The organism is Peribacillus alkalitolerans (assembly GCF_010882125.1).
Classification (GTDB): domain Bacteria; phylum Bacillota; class Bacilli; order Bacillales; family DSM-1321; genus Bacillus_BN; species Bacillus_BN alkalitolerans.
In genome coordinates this window covers 75,476-93,423 of record NZ_JAAGVZ010000005.1, presented here as the reverse complement: position 1 = coordinate 93,423, position 17,948 = coordinate 75,476, and the positions used below count along the sequence as shown (strand labels likewise).

Below are 17,948 nucleotides of genomic sequence, written 5' to 3'. Positions count from 1 at the left end.
AAGGCCTGTAAAAAGACTATAATGAATTTTGTTATGTGAATGACGTTCGGGTAATCGCTGCAGAATATTATTCTGTAGAGGAAAGTCCATGCTCGCACGCGCTGCGATGCGCGTAGTGTTCGTGCCTGGCGAAACAATAAGCCAGGGCAACCAGGAAGCTGGTTGACGGCCGGGAAAATGCCTAAGTCCTTGTGATATGGCATGAATACCTATAAAAGTGCCACAGTGACGGAGCCTTCCCAGAAATGGGAAGGGTGGAACGCGGTAAACCCCACGAGCGAGAAACCCAAATTATGGTAGGGGCACCTTTTCTTCCGGAATTGAACGGAGATAAGGACAGGCTTTAGCCTGTAGATAGATGATTACCACCTTTGTACGAGACATTTTGTCGATTGCAGTACTAAGGAACAAAACATGGCTTACAGAACGTTATCATCCATAATCTTTATTGAATATGTAGAAGCTCTCCTCACAGAGGAGAGCTTTTAGTACTTTAAGAAAGTATAAATTCGTAGCAATGAAGTAAGGCGACGTCGTGGACAATTTTAGGATTAAAGTATAAGTGCAACTAGGCAATCGAAAGCAGCTAGGCTTGGCGCTAGCCAAGTTTTCTAATATGGTTTTCGATTATCTGTCATAAATTACTGTAAAATACAGAGTTTAATAATTTATCATTATATATATAATGTAAATACCATTTTTCCTATACATAAAATGGAGGAGAAAAAGTGGCCAAAACAAATATGAATATGGATCATGAGCTAAAAGACAATTTGGCTAACTTAGTTTTTGAAACGATGGACGATGCGGTATTGTTAGTTGACGATATAGGTGAAATTTTTTTAACGAACCGATCTATAGAAAAGGTTACCGGTTTCACAATGTCTGAACTTACAGGGAAAACATTATCTTTTTTATTTATCTCTAAAACCGAATTCGCATCTTTTTGGCAGAAGGCTAAGATTTTATCTAATGGGACTGGAGAATTTAATACGAACACAAAAATGGGTTCGTATTGTATGACCCGAATCAAAGTCCAAGGAACTAAATGGAAAGAATCAAACGGTTACTATTTAGTATTTATGAAGGATATAACGGAGATAAAGAAAAAAACAGTAAATCTTCAGTTGACTAATAAAATCTTTGAAAACACAAGTGAAGGGGTCCTGATTACGGACGCGAAAGGGAGAATACTAACTGTAAATCCAGCATTCCAAATCGTAACAGGATATTCTGAGGAAGAAGTATTAGGTAAAAATCCAAGTTTACTTCAATCCGGTTTACATAATGAACAGTTTTATTTGGAAATGTGGAGAGAGATTAATGAAAAGGGGATATGGAAAGGAGAAATATGGAATAAAAGGAAAAATGGCGAAGTGTTTCCAGAGTGGATTTCCATTATTAAAATAAATGAGGATTCAGGAAAAACCTCTCATTTTGTTGCGGTTTTTTCGGATTTAAGTGACCGAAAGCACACAGAAGAGCAATTAAGGAAATTGGCTCATTATGATGCTTTGACTGGTGCCGCCAATCGTTATTTATTGAATAAGAGCTTAGAACGTTTGTTGATAACTTCCAAAAAATATAATCAGATACTAGCCGTGCTTTTCTTAGATTTAGACCGATTTAAGCAAGTCAACGATACTCTGGGTCACAGCTATGGAGATTTATTGTTGAAAAAGGTATCTGCACGTTTAAAAAGCCTCTTAAAAAATAAAGATATTATTGCAAGGCTTGGTGGAGATGAATTTGTCATTGTTTTATCGAATATAAAACATGCTAAAGAAGCAGTGGCAGTTTCAGACGACATTATCAAAGCACTAAACTCACCATTTCTTTTACATGATCATGAGGTATATATTTCGACAAGTATTGGTGTATCATTATTTCCTTATGATGGTGACGATTTAGAGACTTTATTAAAGAATGCTGACAGGGCTATGTATCAGGCTAAAGCGAATGGGAAAAATAATTTTTCCTTATATCATAACGACTTACATCAAGAAAATGAAACTAGGCAGATGAAGATCCAGAATCTTATGCGAAAAGCATTAGTCCATAAAGAGTTTTCGTTAAGCTATCATCCTCAAGTCGAAACCAGGACAGGAACTATTGTCGCTGTTGAAGCACTGTTGCGTTGGAACCAAAGAGAATTAGGCAATATTTCTCCTGCAGAATTCATACCAATTGCAGAAGAAACTGGTCAAATAATCCCGATTAGTGATTGGGTTTTAACAAAAGCATGTGAAGATGGTAAAAAGCTTCATTTAGCAGGCTTCCCCAATTTGAAAATTGCGGTCAATATCTCTGGGTTGTATTTCAATCAGGTGGATTTCGTTCAGAGGGTCAGCTCTATTATCCAGAACACGAATTTTGTGCCGCAATGCTTAGAATTGGAACTTACTGAAAGTATCATAATGCCAAATGCACCCGAAACCATTAATAAACTTGTAAAATTGAAGGCTCTAGGTGTAAAATTATCTGTTGATGATTTCGGTACAGGATATTCATCTCTTAGTTATTTACATAGATTTCCAATAGATAGTTTAAAGATTGATCAGAGCTTTATCAAAAATCTTCATGTTTATAATGACGATGCATCTATCGTAAAGGCGATAATCACAATGGCCCAACGCCTTCATCTCGAAGTGGTTGCTGAAGGGGTGGAAGGGAAACATCAGTACAAATTTTTGCAACAAGAAAATAGTGATTATGTACAAGGGTATTACATAACAGAGCCCCTTCCATATTCCAGGTTGCTGGATTTTATGGAATTATGGGACTATGAAAAATTTAATCTAATAAGAGTGGTGGAAGCATGAGAAAGTTTGAACTGATTGCTACAGCTGCTATGGGGTTAGAATCCATCGTAGCAAAAGAGGTAAGGGACCTTGGATATGAGTGTACGGTCGATAATGGGAAAGTTTTATTTTCTGGCGATGTAAAAGCAATCGCCAAGGCCAATATGTGGCTGAGAACTGCAGATCGAATCAAAATCAAAGTTGGGGAATTCAAAGCTTACACGTTTGATGAGTTGTTTGAGAAAACAAAGGCGATTCCTTGGGAGCATTATCTTCCAGAAAATGCGGAATTTCCTGTGTCAGGGAAGTCTCTGAAATCAAAATTATTTAGTGTTTCTGATTGTCAGGCTATTGTAAAAAAAGCCATTGTTGAACGTTTAAAAAGAGCCTATAGCCGTACATCATGGTTTGAAGAAAATGGACCTTTATTTAAAATTGAAGTAGCCATATTAAAGGATGTAGTCACTCTTACTTTAGATACATCGGGAGCGGGTTTGCATAAGCGGGGATATAGAGCTGAACAAGGAGAAGCACCTTTAAAAGAGACATTAGCTGCTGCATTAATTCAATTAACGAATTGGAATCCTGATAAACCTTTCGTCGATCCATTTTGCGGTTCTGGCACGATTCCTATTGAAGCTGCAATGATTGGTCAGAACATCGCACCGGGCTTTAATCGAGAATTTATATCTGAAACATGGCCATGGATTCCTACAGAAGTTTGGGAAGATATTAGAATCGAAGCAGAAGATGTCGCTAAATATGATCAACCCATCGATATATCAGGATTTGATATCGATCATCGGATGGTTGAAATGGCTAAAGCAAATAGTTTCGAGGCAGGCTTTGCAGATATAATTAATTTTAAACAAATGCAAGCTAAAGACTTCACCACAAAGAAGGAATATGGAGTCATTGTTGGCAATCCTCCGTATGGAGAGCGTATTGGTGAAAAAGACGTTGTTGAACAATTGTACAGAGATTTAGGACAAGTATATGCAAAACTAGATACATGGTCCATTTACATCCTTACTTCAGATGAAAACTTTGAACACCTCTACGGAAGACAAGCGACGAAAAAAAGGAAACTATTCAACGGCTTTATTAAAACGGATTATTACCAATATTGGGGTAAACGCCCTCCTAGAATTGAGTAATGAAAAAAATGAATGAAGATCCCCTTATGTGAATATACTAAATGTATCTTTGCGAAAAAGGGGTTGTAGAAAATGTATGGGAATTCTCTTGATTTCAACCTCATTACTAAGGCAATCCATTCTACTTTTAATGAAATAAGAGAAAGTGGTAGAGATTCGGAGATAGAGTGGGGAGAAATTGTGAAAGCAGAAAAAAACCTTTCTGAAGCACTTTCATATTACCTGCAAAAGGATTTTATTGAGTGATAAGGAATGAGAGATTCAATAGAATTATTTAAACAGCTTAAGTGTCTGGTTTTAATGACCAGCCACTTTTTGTTTTGGTTAAATTTAAACGGATACATATGATTATAGTTGAAAATCATCCCTAAATTTGAGAAAATAAAAGTTCATGTGTATCGAAGAAATAAAAATCAGTTCAGTCTTTAGGTGAATCACCAAGGACTTTTAGTTTATAACAAGACATACAGAAGTGGTGTCTCAGTCGATCAATGTAGGATCCCACTTATCTTACTCTTAGAAATTTTCCATTGGTGTTTTAGAAAGGAAGAATAATATATGTTAAAAACCTTACCATTTACCGTTTCAAAAACTGATTCCTTCTATGATAAATTTTCAGAGTGGATTGGAGATGTATTCTACGATATTCTTCCTGATAAGGGCTTTGAACTGAGGGACGAACAAGTATATATGGCTTTCCAAATGGAGAAAGCTGTTAAAGATAAACAAGTCATTTTTGCAGAAGCTGGGGTAGGAACAGGAAAGACCCTTGTGTACCTTTTATATGCAATTTGCTATGCAAGGTATATGAATAAGCCTGCTATCATCTCATGTGCAGATGAAACATTGATTGAGCAGCTTGTAAAAGAGGAAGGCGATATTGCCAAAATCAAAAAAGCTTTAGGACTTGAAATTGACGTTCGTATGGCTAAAGCAAGAGATCAATATTTATGTTTGAAGAAATTAGATCGTGCGATTGATATTGGAATTTCCGATAATATCGACCAAGTTTACGATGAACTTCCTCCATTTGTCCATGATACAGGTTCGATGGTATCCTATGAAGTCTATGGAGACAGAAAACAGTATTCATATTTGAACGATGAAGACTGGTCCCATGTTGGTTGGGATCAATTACAAAATTGTGTAAGTTGTGATAAGCGTCATCGTTGTGGTCAAACTCTTTCCAGGGATTTTTACCGTAAATCAATGGATCTAATTATTTGTTCACATGATTTCTTTATGGAACATGTATGGACAAAGGAGTCTAGAAAAAGGGAAGGGCAATTGCCACTTTTACCTGATTATAGTTGTGTCGTATTCGATGAAGGACATCTTCTTGAATTTGCAGCGCAAAAAGCTTTGACCTATAAAATTTCAGAAAACACAATTTCAACCATCTTAGAAAATCTGATGGCAAATGATGTACGTGAAGAGACTCTTTATCAAATGGAAGATTTAGTTGATTATAATGTTGAATTCTTTTCCTTGCTTTCGCAAATATCCGTTCCTGTCAAAGGTTCAGACCGTCATGAAATTACTGACATGGAAAAAGCAAGAAAAGTTGCAGCTAAACTTCATTCTATGATGGATCAGCTTCAAGAAAGCTTAGTTTTTGAGGCTGAGCTATATACAATCAATGAATATGATTTGAAAATAAGTGAGGAATATTTAGATCAAATCTCACATTCATTATCACTATTTATTACAAATTTAGAGGCAATTTCTTGGTTTGAACAATTAGAAGATACGAGAAATATTGTAATCATGCCTCGCCTTGTAAATGATATTCTCTCAGAACAAGTATTTTCTAAGAAGGTACCGTATATCTTCTCGTCAGCAACCCTTTCTGAAAATGGATCATTTGAGTATATAGCCAAAAGCTTAGGAGTTAAAGAATACTTAAGCTTCTCCGTTGCTTCCCCGTTCGACTATGAGGAGGTAATGGCTATCCATACATCTAAATTGGGAAAAGAAGAATTAGATAAAAAATTACAATATACTCTGAATAGCATTGAAGAAAATAATGGTAGTACACTTGTTCTTTTTTCATCAAAAGAAGATTTATTGAAATTCAAAGAAATGGCAAGTTCCACTCCTCAAACCGTACCATTCTACTATGAAGGTGATGAGGAAATCAGTACCCTAGTGAAGAAATTCCAAGAAACTCCCCAATCCGTATTATTAACCTACCACTTGTGGGAAGGACTGGATGTTCCTGGTGAATCCTTGAAAAATGTCATAATCTATTCATTGCCATACCCACCGCAGGATCCTGTATTCCAAGCAAAAAGGAAGGCTTCTTCTGACTCGTTTAATGAAGTCGACTTACCTTATATGATATTGCGATTACGTCAGGGTATAGGGAGATTAATAAGAACAAGCGAAGATTCAGGTAGTATCCACATTTTTATTGAACCGGACATCAAAGAAGAGGTCTTGAACCGAGTGTTGGAAGTTTTACCTGTAACACCTAAAATATAAAATTAAATTATTATATTATGGTTGTTTTCGTAAGTTTGTTGCTTTATTAGTTAAATTTAACTTTAACGATCGGAGTTGATTGTAGCGGAGGGCACTTGACTCCAGCGGGAAAAAGAGGGAAGTGGGAGACCCCACAGGCGTTATCGCCGAGGAGGCTCCCATCCCTCCCCGCGGAAAGCAAGTGCCTGGAGCTGCAATCAACGGACAAACTTTATAATCTAAAAACAACAGTCTATGAGAAAAAGAGCCAAATTTATAAAGGAAGACTATAGGTTCATGGAACCTATAGTCTTCCTTTATTTTGTTTAGAACTTGCCCGATGTGAAGAAACTATATCAAAACTCTGTTATTAGAAATATTGCTTGAAAGTATTATATATTCATAATGAATTCCAAAGAGAATACTAACAAGAAAAACGAATCTATATTAGAAAATTTTAAATTAATGGAAAATACCGTTAGTTTATATGATAAAATGGTTGTGACAAAAGGGGGAAATACATATGACTGCAACTGTAAACAAAATTGAGCAAGAATTTTTAGATTATGTTAAGAAGATGACAGCATATAATGAGGCGCTTTCACTTATATTCTGGGATTTGCGCACTGGAGCTCCTAAAAAAGGCATTGACCAACGTTCTGAAGTAATTGGAATGCTTTCTTCAGAAGTATTTGCTATGTCTACAAGTCAGGAAATGGCCTCTTTCATCGCTCGCTTGACACAAGATGATGAAAAGGAACTCTCAGAAATTACAGTTAAACTATTAGAAGAATGTAAAAAAGAATACGATAAAAATAAAAAAATCCCAGCAGATGAATTTAAAGAATACATCGTTCTCCTTTCAAAATCTGAAAGTAAATGGGAAGAGGCAAAAGCAGCTTCAGACTTCGGGATGTTCAAGCCTTACCTTGAAAAAGTAATCGAATTTAACAGAAAATTCATTTCCTACTGGGGATATGAAGGGAATAAATACAATACTTTGTTAGACCTGTATGAACCCGGAATGACAGTAGAAATCTTGGACGAAGTGTTCAGTGAGTTAAGAGATAGAATTGTACCTTTAGTTAAAAAGATTGCAGAAAGCCCAAATAAACCAGAGACTACTTTCTTATTCAAGCATTTTTCTAAGCAGAATCAGCGTGATTTAAGTTTAGAGATTCTAGAAGAACTTGGTTATGATTTTGAAGCAGGACGACTTGATGAAACCGTGCATCCTTTCGAAATTACACTGAATACAGGTGATGTTCGTATTACAACAAAATATGATGAATCAGATTTTCGTACAGCCGTATTTGGTACCATTCATGAATGTGGCCATGCCATTTATGAACAGAACGTTTCTCCTGAATTAAATGGAACGTTGCTTGCTTCCGGTACTTCTATGGGAATCCATGAATCACAGTCGTTATTCTTTGAAAATTTCATTGGGCGGAACTTTAGCTTTTGGAAGAAAAATTTCGGATTATTGAACAAGTATGCAGAAGAACAATTCTTCGGGGTATCATTAGATGACTATTACCGTGCCATTAATGAATCAAAACCATCATTGATTAGAATCGAAGCTGATGAATTAACATATCCGTTACACGTTATGATTCGATATGAAATCGAAAAAGCACTTTTTAATGGTGATCTTCAAGTAGATGATTTACCAAAAGTGTGGAACGAAAAATATGAAGAATATCTTGGTGTAACTCCATCAAATGATGCTGAAGGTGTGTTGCAAGATGTTCATTGGTCTGGAGGAAGTTTTGGGTACTTCCCGTCTTACGCACTAGGCTATATGTATGCAGCACAATTTAAGCAAAGCATGTTGAAGGATCTTCCAAACTATGATGAACTTTTGGAAAGCGGAAATATCGCCCCGATTAAAGAGTGGTTATCATCAAAAATTCATAAACATGGTAAAATGAAAAAGCCATTTGAACTATTGAATGAAATTACAGAAGAAGGTTTAAACGCTAGTTACTTAATCGAGTATTTAGAAGAAAAATATGCAAAGATCTATTCTCTATAAGGTTTAATAAGGGATGAGTTTTTTATCATCCCTTTTATACTTGAACAAAGGATCGTAACTTTACGACATAAATTACGTTATAAGGTTTTTTGCATTGGCTTTTTTCGTAAAGTTTGTTGCTTTTTTATTGCAATATAAAAATACATGTCTGAGTTGATTGTAGCGGAGGGCACTTGACTCCTGCGGGAAATAGAGGGAAGTGGGAGACCCCACAGGCGGAACGCCGAGGAGGCTCCCGCCCTCCCCGCGGAAAGCAAGTGCCTGGAGCGGAAAGCAACGGGCAAACTTTAGAGTCTAAAACAACAATATATACGAAAAGAGCCTTTGCATTAAAGGAGCAAGGGAATGTCAAAAAAAGATTATGCAGTTTATTATGTTATCGTCGCCGCCATCTTTTGGGGGATGATTGGCATTTTCGTAAAGGGATTAAAAGAAATCGGTTTTGAACCAATGGAAATCGTCGCAATACGTGCAATCAGTACAAGCCTGATTTTAGTATTTTTTGGTTTACTTTCAAAAAGGGACAGCTTAAGAGTTACTTGGAGGAGCGTTCCTTTTTTTATCGGAACTGGAATTCTAAGTATTGTATTTTTTAATTGGTGCTATTTTTATAGTATGGATAAACTTTCCATATCGACAGCTGTAATCCTTTTATATACCGCGCCTATTTTTGTAGTGTTATTGTCGTCCATTTTCTTGAATGAAAAATTGACCCTAAAAAAACTGGCACTAGTTTTATTGACAGTTGTGGGTTGCGGATTTGTGACAGGGATCGATTCCTCTGGAATGGAGTCTAATCAATTAATAGGTTATTTAATTGGTCTAGGAGCAGGGCTAGGATATGCCATGTATAGTATTTTTGGGAAGTTTGCATTAAAAAAGCATTCGTCCTTCACTGTAACCACCTATACTTTCATATTTGCTTCCATTGCCTTAATCCCAGTTACAAAACTGTGGGAAAAGAAAAGCTTGTTTCTTCATTCCGATGTATTCTTTCATATATTTGGACTTTGCATCATTTCCACAATTGCTGCTTACCTATTTTATACGGCCGGTTTAAATAAGATGGAAAGTAGTAAAGCTTCCTTACTTTCGACCATCGAACCTGTTGCAGCCATGGGAGTTGGTTTATTTGTTTTTAATGAAAGTTTGGATATATTTCAATGGATTGGTGCGATTCTTATTTTGTCTGCAGTAGCAATATTCAGTATACCTTCTAAATTAAAGGTATCCTGGGAAAGTAGTAGTTTGTAAAGTTAAAGAAGATGTGCAAAATTATGATGGTTAATGACAAAAAAGGAATGAACCTAAATGGATTCATTCCTTTTTTAAATATCAATAAGTATATGGTTTTTAATTAGAGCATTGTTTAGTTACGACGCATTGGAAGTGTCGACTTTTTGCTGACGTTCCTATAAGGCAGCTCTTATTATTCATTTACCAAAGTTTATAGCCCTTAGAGCCTGGAGGGGCGTTCTGGATCATATCAATGAATGGAATTGTGTAAGCAAAAAGAATAAGTACTACAGTAATTCCAAGCCATAGCTTCCAGTTTTCGAAGACCATTGGCGTTTTTTCTGCTTGATCTGCAACTTCACCGACAGGGAATTCTTGTTCACCTTTAGGTGCGAAGAAGGCTAAATTCACAAAAATGTATAATACTAATATGATACCGATGAATAAGATTGAACCACCTACAGCTTGAGCAATTTGATACGGAATCCAATCGTGTGCCTGTGCCGCTTCTCCATATGTTGAGAATGAAGAACGACGAGGTGCTCCTAGTAAACCTACAGCATGCATGGCTCCTGACATGAAAGACATACCGACTGCCCAAACAATAGCTTGAATGATTGCAAGTTTGTTCATTTGCTTAGTTAATACACGGCCGGTTAAATGTGGGACTAGCCAATAGGATATCCCGAAGAAAGTAAGAACTACAGATGTTGCTAATGTTAAATGGAAGTGACCTGTAACCCAAATCGTGTTGTGTACCACTTGGTTTAATTGGTGGGAAGCATTGACCATTCCACCTGCTCCAGCAGGAATGAAGGCTAACATTCCAATGAAAGGAACTACAAAGCGTGCATCACCCCATGGAAGCTTCTTAATCCAACCAAATAGACCAGTTGCACCTTTAGAACGACCGTACATTTCAAATGTACCGAACAATGAGAATGCAGTCATAAGAGAAGGGATGACAACCAAGAAAGTTAAAATAACCTGTAAGAATTTCCATGCTGGATCAATACCTGGCTCCATTAACTGATGGTGGAATCCAACTGGAATCGAGAATAATAGGAATAGAATGAAAGACATTCTTGATAAAGAGTCAGAGAAAATTTTCCCGCCAATTATTTTTGGAATTACTACATACCAACACATGTAAGCAGGCAATAACCAGAAATAAACTAGTGGATGGCCGAAATACCAAAATAGTGTACGGCTGACTAATACATCAATTGTATCCACCCATCCTAAAGACCAAGGTAACATCTGTAATAAAACCGTTGCAGCTACACCAATAGTTGCAACAATCCAAAGAACCGTATTTACGACTACCATAAACGTTAACAATGGACTTACTTTACCAGGGTTATTCCTGCGCCATTTGATGTAATTTGAAATCATAGCGCTACCTGCTACCCAGCTTCCCACGACCACTAATGTCAGGCCGATGTAGAAAATAGGGTGAGCTTGAAGTGGTGCATAGAAGGTGAACAACACTGAAGCTTCATTTAATAAAATCATTGTCGCAGCCATTGCAGTACCTAGAGTCATTAACCAAAAGCCTATCCATCCAGTCTTACGTGCGCCATTCGAAAGGGCACCAGCTGTACGGCTTACTGCTGCAAATTGAAAACCTAGAATAAAGAATGTTGTAAGAACAAGTCCTAGTAAAACACCATGAACTGTTAACACCTGATAATAACCAATTCCAAATGGAAGTTGCCATTTCCCTGAACGGACAAGGACTTGAAGTAATCCTGCTAGGCCTCCTAATGCCAGTGCAGTGAAAGCTACATAGAAATGGGCCATGGATAATTTCGCATCGCGTGGATCCACTTTGTTAATAGTTTGATTCAACATTATTCAACCACCTCGATTCTTGAATTCATCATGTGGTGACCTGCTCCACAATATTCATTACAAAGGATTAAAAATTCTCCTGATTTATCAAAAGTTGCTACATATTCTGAGATGAACCCAGGCTCAAGCATCATGTTAATATTGGTTCCGGCTACTTCGAATCCGTGGATTACATCTTTTGTAGTTGCCATGATTTTTACCTTTGAACCTTTTGGTATTTCTACTTTTCCTGGATTGTAATTGAATGCTGATGCCACAAATACCAATTCATAGTCCCACTCCTTGCCTTCTACTTTTTTAAGTCCAGGTTCATTGAAAGGAGCTGTCGTGTCTACTTTTTCTGGATCTATAGTTGCCAAGCAGCTTGGCGGCTGATTTCCCATATAAAATGCGCTGACTCCTATTACAGAAAGGAATACAAGTAAAGTTCCAACCCCAAAAATGAGCCATATTTTTTCGAATTTATGCATATGCATGGCTTTTTCCTCCTCAATCTCTTATAAGCGGTCTAAAAATAAGAAATAAACACTTACCCATGTAATAACCAAGAAGAATCCTAAAATGAAAACGGATGCTAATGTGCCTTTCAGAGAAGAATGATCCTCAATTTGGGTCTTAGTCTTATTTTTTAATTCTGGCTGAGCCATTTTCTCCACTCCCTTCCATGAGATAAAAGTTATGATTACAAATTCATCATACAAAACAATTTGTGGAATTCTAGTTGGTTTTTCCTACTTCACAAATTGTTCATTCGTTTCTTATCTACTATCTTAATAGTAAAAAATTGATGCAACAGTGATTTATGTCACTCTTAAAGGTTGTAAGATGTGAAATAAATGTGAAGTTTTCTATCTTCAATTATGAAATTGGTAATTAATAAGAACTTTGAAATGAAAAATCCAAACCTATTCCAAAACCTAAAAAAATAACCATTCATATGGGTAAATAAATTTTATGTGTTACAGCTTTAAACTGAGTTATGGATGTCATGTACCACTTTGTTTGAATGTTTTTTTATATTTAGTGTTTACCTATGGCGTTGTCTTTTAAGGAGTTATTCTGAAGGGGGGCTTTTAAATAGGTAAAATACCACTAAAAGACGAACGTTATTTTAATTTATTTGTTTAATGTTAAGATATCGCTTTACAAACCGAAAGATATAGAGCTATAATAATGTTGTTTTTAAATATTAAACCCTCATATAATAGCGGGAATATGGCCCGCAAGTTTCTACCGGATTACCTTAAATGATCCGACTATGAGTGGGCATAGAAGATATTGAACGGGATTTCCTTTGCTCAATTCTATTGCTGCACTCTTTTTCATTCAGCAATAGGATTGGGCTTTTTATTTTGCAAAAATGCTCCCTTCTGAATGATTAAAGTCTAGGAGGTTAGTTAATTGAAATTACTAAAAGACAAAATTATACAAGAAGGAAGAGTTTTATCTTCAACCGTTTTAAAAGTTGATTCATTTTTAAATCACCAAATGGATCCTGAATTGATGAGTGAAATAGGGAAAGAGTTTGTTAGTAGATTTAAAGACGAGGAAATTACAAAAGTTCTTACTATTGAATCTTCGGGGATTGGTCCAGCCCTTATGACCGCATTGGAGCTGAAAGTCCCAATGATATTTGCTAGGAAAAGAAAGTCTTTGACTTTAACTGAAGATTTATTGACTGCACAGGTTTATTCATTTACAAAACAGGAGGAGAATACAATTACGATTTCTTCTTCCTTTATTAATGAAGGAGATAGAATATTAATTGTGGATGACTTTTTGGCAAATGGACAAGCTGCATTAGGGTTGATCAACTTAGTTGAGCAGGCAGGAGCAATTCCAGTCGGTATTGGGATCGTTATAGAAAAAGCGTTTCAAGATGGGGCAGAGTTGTTAAATGACAGAGGGATAAAAGTTGAATCATTAGCAAGAATCGCATCATTAGAAAATAATAGTGTAATATTTTTAGATTCCCTGCAGGAGGTTCATCTATAATGAAACAACAACCATTAAGAATTGCTTCTTTAGGCTTACAACATGTTCTTGCTATGTATGCAGGTGCAGTCATCGTCCCATTAATAGTGGGTGGTGCTCTTGGTTTAACTGGAGAGCAACTTACGTACCTTGTATCCATTGATATTTTAATGTGTGGTATAGCAACTATCCTTCAAGTTTGGAAAAATAAATTTTTTGGAGTGGGGCTTCCAGTAGTATTAGGTTGTACTTTTACAGCAGTTGGTCCTATGATTTCTATTGGGATGCAAAATGGTATTTCATCCATTTACGGTGCAATTATTGTTTCTGGATTATTCGTAATCATGATAGGCAAGTACTTTAGTAAGCTAGTAAAATTTTTCCCTCCTGTTGTGACGGGATCAGTTGTTACCATAATCGGGATCACACTAATACCGGTAGCTATCAATAATATAGCTGGAGGAGTGGGAGCTCCTGATTTTGGATCAGGAACGAACATTGCATTAGGATTCGGAACATTGTTATTTATTATTTTCTTATATAAATTCTTTACTGGCTTTGTTCGAGCTATTTCAATATTACTTGGTTTATTAGCAGGGACAGGTGTAGCGTTTGCAATGGGAAAAGTAGACTTATCGGCAGTTGGAGATGCTAGTTGGTTCCATATGGTAAAACCATTTTATTTTGGAACTCCTACCTTCGAATTGACTGCAATCCTAACAATGATTTTAGTCGCTATAGTCAGTTTGGTTGAATCAACGGGTGTATATTTTGCATTAGGCGATATTTGCAATAAAAAACTTGATGAAAAGGATCTTGCAAGAGGGTATAGGGCAGAAGGGCTTGCTATTCTTCTTGGTGGGATATTCAACGCATTCCCATATACGACATATTCTCAAAATGTAGGCTTATTACAGCTTTCAGGTGTGAAAACTAAAAACGTCATATATGTGGCAGGTGGGTTCTTAATCGTTTTCGGTTTAGTGCCTAAGATTGGGGCATTAACAACGGTCATTCCACCATCGGTTTTGGGTGGGGCAATGGTTGCCATGTTTGGTATGGTCATTGCATATGGCATTAAAATGCTTGGGAATGTCAACTTTAATTCGCAGGAAAATCTATTGATCATTGCATGTTCAGTAGGAATGGGACTAGGAGTTACAGCCGTCCCTACATTATTTGATAAGATGCCTGAAAGCATTCAAATATTGACGGATAACGGTATTGTGGCGGGAAGTTTGACTGCGATTTTCTTGAATCTAGTATTCAATGTGCTTCCTTCTTTTTCTAAAACGAAGTCAGTAGGTATTTACGAACAAAAAGCATCATAGTATTTTGATGTTCAAATAAAAACATCATTAACCATTCTCTGAACATATAAATATAATATTACAATTATATTTGTAAAGGGAATGGTTACATTGAATACTCGTTATTGTAAATTTTGTAAGACTTTATCTGACACAGGAAACATTTGTAGTGCATGTGGAAAATCAGAATTTCAACAAATTGAAATCCAAGTACAAAAACACAATCATTTTGTAAAACCAGAATCATCAAAATTAGATAATAAGTAATGAACAGGGTGACTCAAAAAAGATAGCCACTTATCTCATTGGCATTGGCCATAGAAGGGGTATTGGAAATTGGAGTCTCCCTTTTTCTTGTTCTTCTAATGCCAAAAGCTTTAAGGAATTTTGAATGCATGTTTATATAGAAGTAATAAATGGATAGGGAGGAATTATATGTTTTTGCCAAGTTTTAGGATAGAAGGAAAGACGGTATTAGTAACAGGGGCAGGAAGAGGAATAGACTTTCCGAGTTGGTAGGTCCCGCTGTCTTCTTATCTTCTGGAGCTGCGAATTATATTACAGGGCAGACATTATTTGTCGATGGAGGCATGACGATTCAAGGTTTTTAATAGATGAATGAAATGAAATAGTATAATAAAAGATAGTAGAGAGTATTATACTTTCTACTATCTTTATTAATAAAATGAATAAGTCTACTTATTAATTCTCTACCATAAGTATAATACTCATTTTTCCAATATCCTCAAATGATAGTGGTAAACATAAAGCTTTTTCGAAACCGAATAATTTTGTTTCACCCAGCAGCACTGTAGGTGGGGTAATGTCCATTTCTACCCCTTTTTGTGCAATGCTTGTTGCTAAGTTTCCAGCTAGCATATTCCCTAATTCACCTGCGAATGATTGCAGCATTTCACCTTCAATAGGCATACCAAACATGGATTGTCCAATTCTTCCAATTACCTCTTCATTACCTTCAATGATCAATCTTCCCCTTACATCACCGGTCATGCCAATTAGGACCCCTAGTGAAACCTGTTTATAAGGTTGTTTAATCAGTGTTGGTTTATCTATTTGAATAGGAAGGGGAATCACAGATTTTACGGAATCGATGGTACCATTCAATACATTGGTAATAGATGCACTAATTGACATTTGAACTTCCTCCAAAACGATGACTTACATCTAATAATACCAAAAAATATGAGCATAAAGTCTATGAAAATAATAAAATTTTGGTTTTTTATTAATATATTGATAAATAAATCACAACTTCCTTCCTATTTAGCTAAAGAATCAAAAATATGGAATTGGATAAGATATCCTTATCATAGTAAAAGGTGGAAGTTGTATGCCCTCCATTCTAAGTATTTCTTCGATAAAATTGCCTTATAAAGTTTCCCAGTCAAATGCAATGGAATTCGCCAAAGAAATGTTTGCTAATTCATTCAAGGATATAACTAGATTGATGAAGATTTTTGAGAATGGCCAGGTGGATTCTAGATACTTTGGAATGCCATTGGAATGGTTTAGAGATCATCATGGATTTGAAGAAAAAAATGAAATGTACATAAAAATAGCAAGCGAATTTGGAACGAAGGCAATTCAGGAATGTCTATCTAACCCTCTTTTTCTGACAAATCCATACCATCAAGAGCAAATAGATGCATTCATTTTTGTTTCCAGTACTGGAATCAGCACTCCAACCATTGATGCACGCATCATGAATCGTCTCTCATTTTCATCACATATCAAGCGGATCCCTTTATGGGGATTAGGCTGTGCAGGTGGAGCTTCGGGTTTAGCAAGAGCTTTTGACTATTGCAAAGCTTACCCAAAACAAAATGTGCTTGTTCTCTGTATTGAATTGTGCAGTTTGACCTTCCAAAAAGATGATATTTCTAAAAGTAATTTAGTCGGTACCTCATTATTTGCCGATGGGATTGCCTGTGCACTCGTCTGTGGGGATGAATCGGAGGCAAGAAATTATGCTAAAACCAAACATGTCCCGCAAATTTTAGCGAGCAGTTCTACACTTATGCCTGATTCTCTGGAGGTGATGGGATGGGAGGTGAAGGATAATGGATTGTACGTCATTTTTTCAAAAGATATACCATCGATTATTGAAGGATGGCTTAAACCAAACGTGGAAGGATTCTTAAAAGAAAACGGATTATCATTATCTGATATTTCTCATTTTATTGCACATCCGGGCGGGAAAAAAGTGCTGGATGCCTATCAGCATTCACTGGGATTCAAAGAAGAAATGCTTAGAATATCTTCAGACGTTCTGAAGGAGTTTGGAAATATGTCGTCCGCTACCATTTTGTATGTACTAGAAAGGTTTATGCATATGAATAAATCTGAAGGTGAATACGGGTTGGCGGCGGCTCTTGGGCCGGGATTTTCTTCTGAGCAAGTTTTGGTGAGGTGGGAGCATGTTTAAATGGTTTTTATTATTCATCCTTTTACAACGTGCAATCGAACTAGGAATAGCTAAAAGCAATGAAAAATGGATGAAAAAAAATGGTGGGGTAGAATTTGGTCAGACGCATTATATTTGGATGATAGCGATGCATACTCTATTTTTCATATCCTTGTATACTGAGGTATCCATTCTACAAAAATCCCCATCGAAAGGTTGGCCACTACTCTTAATCATCTTTATTTTGGCACAATTTATTCGAGTGTGGGCACTCTATTCTTTAGGTAGACACTGGAATACCAAAATCATTGTTATTCCAAATGTCAATGTAATAAAAAAGGGACCATATCGCTATGTACGCCATCCAAATTATGCAATTGTCGCAATGGAAATTGCCGTAGTTTCCTTACTATTTAATGCATTCTTCACATTCGTCCTTTTTTCAATTGCTAATGCCATCATGATGTACGTGAGAATACCATTGGAAGAGCAGGCATTAAGAACTTTAACGGATTACAATGATCATTTCGGAAAGTGAAGTTGGATTAGATTAAATCAAGGGCTGTTTTCATAAGGTTTGTTGCTTTTTTAGAGTAATTTTAAACTTTAACAATCTGAGTGATTGTAGCGAAGGGCACTTGCTCCTCGAAAATGCATCCGCATTTTCTTCGTGCGGTGTTTAATCGAGGA

General features: G+C 36.3%; 14 protein-coding genes, 1 other RNA gene, 1 pseudogene and 1 riboswitch. Of the genes and pseudogenes, 12 read left to right on the top strand and 4 right to left on the bottom strand.

All coding sequences use genetic code 11. The annotated features are described in order from the left end of the window. Positions 1-42 precede the first annotated feature (42 nt). From rnpB to G3O09_RS07845, 7 genes are all read left to right on the top strand, one after another. An RNA gene (rnpB, locus tag G3O09_RS07875) (RNase P RNA component class B) lies at positions 43-427 on the top strand. Positions 428-728: 301 nt separating this feature from the next. Further along, positions 729-2,822 (top strand): sensor domain-containing protein, encoded by a 2,094-nt coding sequence (locus G3O09_RS07870; protein WP_240338376.1) that lies wholly within the window; start codon positions 729-731, stop codon positions 2,820-2,822. Continuing rightward, positions 2,819-3,958 (top strand): THUMP domain-containing class I SAM-dependent RNA methyltransferase, encoded by a 1,140-nt coding sequence (locus G3O09_RS07865; RefSeq protein ID WP_163100951.1) that lies wholly within the window; start codon positions 2,819-2,821, stop codon positions 3,956-3,958. Before G3O09_RS07870 ends, G3O09_RS07865 begins: the two co-directional genes overlap by 4 nt. A 72-nt stretch (positions 3,959-4,030) precedes the next feature. Further along, positions 4,031-4,204 carry a hypothetical protein gene (locus G3O09_RS07860; protein WP_163100950.1) on the top strand — a complete coding sequence of 58 codons (174 nt, stop codon included), beginning with the start codon at positions 4,031-4,033 and terminating at the stop codon, positions 4,202-4,204. A gap of 312 nt (positions 4,205-4,516) precedes the next feature. Next, complete coding sequence (locus G3O09_RS07855) at positions 4,517-6,442, top strand: ATP-dependent DNA helicase (RefSeq protein WP_163100949.1); 1,926 nt, start codon at positions 4,517-4,519, stop codon at positions 6,440-6,442. A 502-nt stretch (positions 6,443-6,944) separates the two neighbouring features. Next, positions 6,945-8,459: a carboxypeptidase M32 gene (locus tag G3O09_RS07850; RefSeq protein ID WP_163100948.1), complete on the top strand. Its 1,515-nt coding sequence runs from the start codon at positions 6,945-6,947 to the stop codon at positions 8,457-8,459. A gap of 345 nt (positions 8,460-8,804) precedes the next feature. Continuing rightward, positions 8,805-9,713, top strand: a complete 909-nt coding sequence (locus G3O09_RS07845) for a DMT family transporter (RefSeq protein ID WP_163100947.1) — start codon at positions 8,805-8,807, stop codon at positions 9,711-9,713. 183 nt (positions 9,714-9,896) lie between these two features. Here G3O09_RS07845 and G3O09_RS07840 read toward each other — a convergent pair whose 3' ends face one another. The 3 genes from G3O09_RS07840 to G3O09_RS07830 are packed head-to-tail and all read right to left on the bottom strand — an operon-like array spanning position 9,897 to position 12,196. After that, on the bottom strand, positions 9,897-11,549 hold the full coding sequence (locus G3O09_RS07840) for a b(o/a)3-type cytochrome-c oxidase subunit 1 (protein WP_163100946.1): 1,653 nt from the start codon (positions 11,547-11,549) through the stop codon (positions 9,897-9,899). Beyond that, positions 11,549-12,025 (bottom strand): cytochrome c oxidase subunit II, encoded by a 477-nt coding sequence (locus tag G3O09_RS07835; RefSeq protein ID WP_163100945.1) that lies wholly within the window; start codon positions 12,023-12,025, stop codon positions 11,549-11,551. Before G3O09_RS07835 ends, G3O09_RS07840 begins: the two co-directional genes overlap by 1 nt. A gap of 21 nt (positions 12,026-12,046) precedes the next feature. Beyond that, positions 12,047-12,196: a cytochrome c oxidase subunit 2A gene (locus tag G3O09_RS07830; RefSeq protein WP_163100944.1), complete on the bottom strand. Its 150-nt coding sequence runs from the start codon at positions 12,194-12,196 to the stop codon at positions 12,047-12,049. A 530-nt stretch (positions 12,197-12,726) separates the two neighbouring features. Next, positions 12,727-12,828, top strand: a riboswitch (purine riboswitch). A gap of 122 nt (positions 12,829-12,950) precedes the next feature. Here G3O09_RS07830 and G3O09_RS07825 point away from each other — a divergent pair. The 3 genes and pseudogenes from G3O09_RS07825 to G3O09_RS07815 form a co-directional block, all read left to right on the top strand. Continuing rightward, positions 12,951-13,544, top strand: a complete 594-nt coding sequence (locus G3O09_RS07825; protein ID WP_163100943.1) for a xanthine phosphoribosyltransferase — start codon at positions 12,951-12,953, stop codon at positions 13,542-13,544. Further along, the gene (locus tag G3O09_RS07820) at positions 13,544-14,854 is read left to right on the top strand and encodes a nucleobase:cation symporter-2 family protein (RefSeq protein ID WP_163100942.1); all 1,311 of its coding nucleotides are present in this window, start codon (positions 13,544-13,546) and stop codon (positions 14,852-14,854) included. Before G3O09_RS07825 ends, G3O09_RS07820 begins: the two co-directional genes overlap by 1 nt. Positions 14,855-15,336: 482 nt before the next feature. Then, a pseudogene (locus tag G3O09_RS07815) lies at positions 15,337-15,444 on the top strand (SDR family oxidoreductase); the annotation flags it as partial. A 91-nt stretch (positions 15,445-15,535) separates the two neighbouring features. On the opposite strand, the gene G3O09_RS07810 reads toward G3O09_RS07815, so the two are convergent. Continuing rightward, complete coding sequence (locus tag G3O09_RS07810; RefSeq protein ID WP_108671179.1) at positions 15,536-15,988, bottom strand: chemotaxis protein CheX; 453 nt, start codon at positions 15,986-15,988, stop codon at positions 15,536-15,538. A 196-nt stretch (positions 15,989-16,184) separates the two neighbouring features. Here G3O09_RS07810 and G3O09_RS07805 point away from each other — a divergent pair, with 196 nt between their 5' ends. Both G3O09_RS07805 and G3O09_RS07800 read left to right on the top strand, forming a co-directional pair. After that, positions 16,185-17,279, top strand: a complete 1,095-nt coding sequence (locus tag G3O09_RS07805; RefSeq protein ID WP_163100941.1) for a type III polyketide synthase — start codon at positions 16,185-16,187, stop codon at positions 17,277-17,279. Beyond that, a complete protein-coding gene (locus G3O09_RS07800; protein WP_163100940.1) occupies positions 17,272-17,796 on the top strand; it encodes an isoprenylcysteine carboxyl methyltransferase family protein in 525 nt (174 codons plus the stop codon). The genes G3O09_RS07805 and G3O09_RS07800 overlap by 8 nt, the downstream gene beginning before the upstream one ends. Positions 17,797-17,948 lie beyond the last annotated feature (152 nt).

Coding starts and splice junctions, on each gene's coding strand:
- G3O09_RS07830 (WP_163100944.1), bottom strand. CDS start 12,196: ATGGCTCAGCCAGAATTAAAAAATAAGACTAAGACCCAAATTGAGGAT.
- G3O09_RS07855 (WP_163100949.1), top strand. CDS start 4,517: ATGTTAAAAACCTTACCATTTACCGTTTCAAAAACTGATTCCTTCTAT.
- G3O09_RS07845 (WP_163100947.1), top strand. CDS start 8,805: ATGTCAAAAAAAGATTATGCAGTTTATTATGTTATCGTCGCCGCCATC.
- G3O09_RS07840 (WP_163100946.1), bottom strand. CDS start 11,549: ATGTTGAATCAAACTATTAACAAAGTGGATCCACGCGATGCGAAATTA.
- G3O09_RS07800 (WP_163100940.1), top strand. CDS start 17,272: ATGTTTAAATGGTTTTTATTATTCATCCTTTTACAACGTGCAATCGAA.
- G3O09_RS07805 (WP_163100941.1), top strand. CDS start 16,185: ATGCCCTCCATTCTAAGTATTTCTTCGATAAAATTGCCTTATAAAGTT.
- G3O09_RS07850 (WP_163100948.1), top strand. CDS start 6,945: ATGACTGCAACTGTAAACAAAATTGAGCAAGAATTTTTAGATTATGTT.
- G3O09_RS07835 (WP_163100945.1), bottom strand. CDS start 12,025: ATGCATATGCATAAATTCGAAAAAATATGGCTCATTTTTGGGGTTGGA.
- G3O09_RS07865 (WP_163100951.1), top strand. CDS start 2,819: ATGAGAAAGTTTGAACTGATTGCTACAGCTGCTATGGGGTTAGAATCC.
- G3O09_RS07820 (WP_163100942.1), top strand. CDS start 13,544: ATGAAACAACAACCATTAAGAATTGCTTCTTTAGGCTTACAACATGTT.
- G3O09_RS07810 (WP_108671179.1), bottom strand. CDS start 15,988: ATGTCAATTAGTGCATCTATTACCAATGTATTGAATGGTACCATCGAT.
- G3O09_RS07860 (WP_163100950.1), top strand. CDS start 4,031: ATGTATGGGAATTCTCTTGATTTCAACCTCATTACTAAGGCAATCCAT.